At 77.8% G+C, this 2,359-nt stretch carries 3 protein-coding genes and 1 pseudogene; 1 reads left to right on the plus strand and 3 read right to left on the minus strand.

Features of this window, described 5'->3' with window-relative positions:
• Positions 1 to 407, minus strand: a pseudogene (locus tag N866_RS18075) (hypothetical protein); the annotation flags it as partial.
• On the minus strand, positions 404 to 1,126 hold the full coding sequence (locus N866_RS18080) for an SAF domain-containing protein (RefSeq protein ID WP_155855475.1): 723 nt from the start codon (positions 1,124 to 1,126) through the stop codon (positions 404 to 406). The gene N866_RS18080 and the pseudogene N866_RS18075, both read right to left, overlap by 4 nt.
• Positions 1,127 to 1,281: 155 nt before the next feature.
• Here N866_RS18080 and N866_RS18085 point away from each other — a divergent pair, with 155 nt between their 5' ends.
• Positions 1,282 to 1,527, plus strand: a complete 246-nt coding sequence (locus N866_RS18085; protein ID WP_034229310.1) for a helix-turn-helix domain-containing protein — start codon at positions 1,282 to 1,284, stop codon at positions 1,525 to 1,527.
• Positions 1,528 to 1,542: 15 nt separating this feature from the next.
• Here the strand turns inward: N866_RS18085 and N866_RS18090 are convergent, their stop codons facing one another.
• On the minus strand, positions 1,543 to 2,085 hold the full coding sequence (locus N866_RS18090; RefSeq protein ID WP_245612660.1) for a hypothetical protein: 543 nt from the start codon (positions 2,083 to 2,085) through the stop codon (positions 1,543 to 1,545).
• Between the last annotated feature and the right edge of the window lie 274 nt (positions 2,086 to 2,359).

The raw sequence follows: 2,359 nt of genomic DNA on the forward strand, positions 1-2,359 counted from the left end.
CGCACGTCCCCGCTCGCGTCGCGCGGTGCCGTACCGGGCCGCCGGCCGGTGCGCTCGCTCTCGGCCAGGAGCCCGCGCACCGGGGCGAGGAGGTCGGCGACGTCCGCGACCCCCACGACGAGGTCCGCGCCGAGGGCCGGCGCCTCCGGCTCACCCGGCAGCGCGCCCGCGTCGAGGAGGACGACGTGGACCCCCGAGCCCTGCAGGTGACGGACGGCCTCCCGGTCCAGACCGGGCAGCGACGACGCGACGACGGCGACCGCGCCGAGGCCCGCGGCGCCGGCGGCGAGGAGCTCGGTGAGGTCGGCGCACCGGCGGGTGACCTCGAGGCCCGGCGCCCCGTCGAGCAGCCGGACCACCGTGCTCTCGAGCTCGCCGCGCAGCGCGCACAGGACCCCGGCGCTCACGACGTCCCGCCGGGCACCGGCACGAGGTCGACGACCCCGGGCCCGCGGACGGCGGCGAGCACGGTGGGGAGGTCCGTCGTCGGCACGAGCACGTGGACGGTCGTGCCCGCGGTCACCGAGAACGCCGAGGAACCGGTCTCCACCTCCGCGACCACGAGCGCGGCCGCGAGCTGCCGTGGCAGCGGTCCCCCGTCGTCGTCGGCGCGGTCCGACTGCTCGGGCACGAACCAGACGTCGACCAGCGACCCCTCCACGACGGCGGCCGACACCGGGGCGCCGGTGGTGACCGCGACGGCGCGGGCGCCCAGGTCCGGTGCGGTCGCGACGGCCGACGCCGGGACCAGCTCCCCCTCCCGCACCACGCGGGTCACCACCAGGCCCTCCAGGTCCGCCCCCGCGAGCAGGTACTCGGCGCCCCCCTCCGGCAGGCGCACCTCCTGCACGCGGACGTCCTCCGGACGGATCTGGTCACCGGGGACCAGGGCGGCTCCCGCCGCCAGGACCGGGACCGTCCGGCCGGCCGTCGTGACGGCCCACGAGCCGAGCAGCACCGAGACGCCCACCAGAGCCGTCCCCAGCAGGAGACGCGGGTCCCGCCAGCCGGGTCGTCGCAGCCTGGCCGCCCTCGGCGCCGGCAGCGGCCCGGCGTCCTCGGCCCGCGCGAGGCCGCCGTCCTGGCCGGCCACGCCGCTCCTGCGCTGCCCCACGGTCGTGCTCATGAGCCCCCCTAGCCCGGTCCTGCGGTCCCCTGCGGCGCACCGGACGCAGCCGGTGGGCCGGGCAGCATCATGCCGTGCCCGCACCCGGCGTGCGGGCACCGCCCGGGGCTGTGGAGGACGCCGGAGGCCGTCGGCGCCCGTGCCAGACTGCTGCCATGCCCCCTCGGTTCCTCACGCTCGCGGACGTGCAGGAGGTCCTGAACATCTCCGCGGCCCAGGCGTACTCGCTCGTCCGCAGCGGTGAGCTCCCCGCGCTGCAGGTCGGTGGGCGCGGGGTGTGGCGGGTCGAGGCCACGGAGCTCGAGGGCTACATCCAGCGGATGTACGAGCAGACGCGGGCCCGCATCACCACCGGGGACCTCGAGGCCGCTCACGACGCGGCCGGCGGCGCCCCGCGCTGACGGACCGGACGCCGCTCAGAGGCGGCTGACGACCCCGACGGCGGAGAGCAGCACGGTGTCCCGGACGCCGCTCGGCCGGTGGTCGGCGACGTCGACCAGGCCGACGTCGACGTGGTCCGCCCCGACGGCGTCGAGGCGCCCGACGACCGGGCCGCCGAGCGTCTCGAGACGCACGACGCACCGGTCCCGGGCCAGCGCGCGCAGGGCGTGACCCAGGCCCAGCCGGCGCAGCGGGGACCCCTGACCCGGCGCGACGCCGAGGGGAGCGCCGCGGACGGTCACCAGGGCCGCCGTGGGCACGAGGTGCTCCCGGGCACCGTCCTGGAGGAGCAGCCACGACGCGGCGACGTCCACCATCTCGCCGGTGACCCGCGCCCCCGTCCGGACGACCACCTCGACAGGCCCGGCGAGGCCCGCCCGGAGCCGGTCCGTCAGGTGGACCGCCGACCGCTCGGCACGCGTCAGCTCGGCCACCTCCGCGGCGCGCGCGTCGGCGTCCATGGCCTCCACCTGCAGCTCCATGTCCGCGAACAGCGCGTCCCATCGCACGCCGCGCACGCTAGCGCAGGCTGCCGGGGCGGCTCGGCCACCCACACCCGGTTGACAGGTCCCCCCGTATCGAGGAAGGTCTGCTCACATCAAACGACATCAAACGGCATCAAAGCCGGTCTCCGGCGGAGCAGGGGGAGCCATGGAACGCGCATCGGTGAGGGAGGTGGCCCGAGCGCTCGCCGCGGCCACCGCCACGACGGCACTGTCGGGGGCGCTCGTGGCGGCGCTCCCCGCGCGGGTGGCCGGGGCGGCCGCTCCGGGCGCGGGCGCCGACGTCGTC

Origin of the sequence: Actinotalea ferrariae CF5-4 (genome assembly GCF_000603945.1) — a bacterium.
Classification (GTDB): domain Bacteria; phylum Actinomycetota; class Actinomycetes; order Actinomycetales; family Cellulomonadaceae; genus Actinotalea; species Actinotalea ferrariae.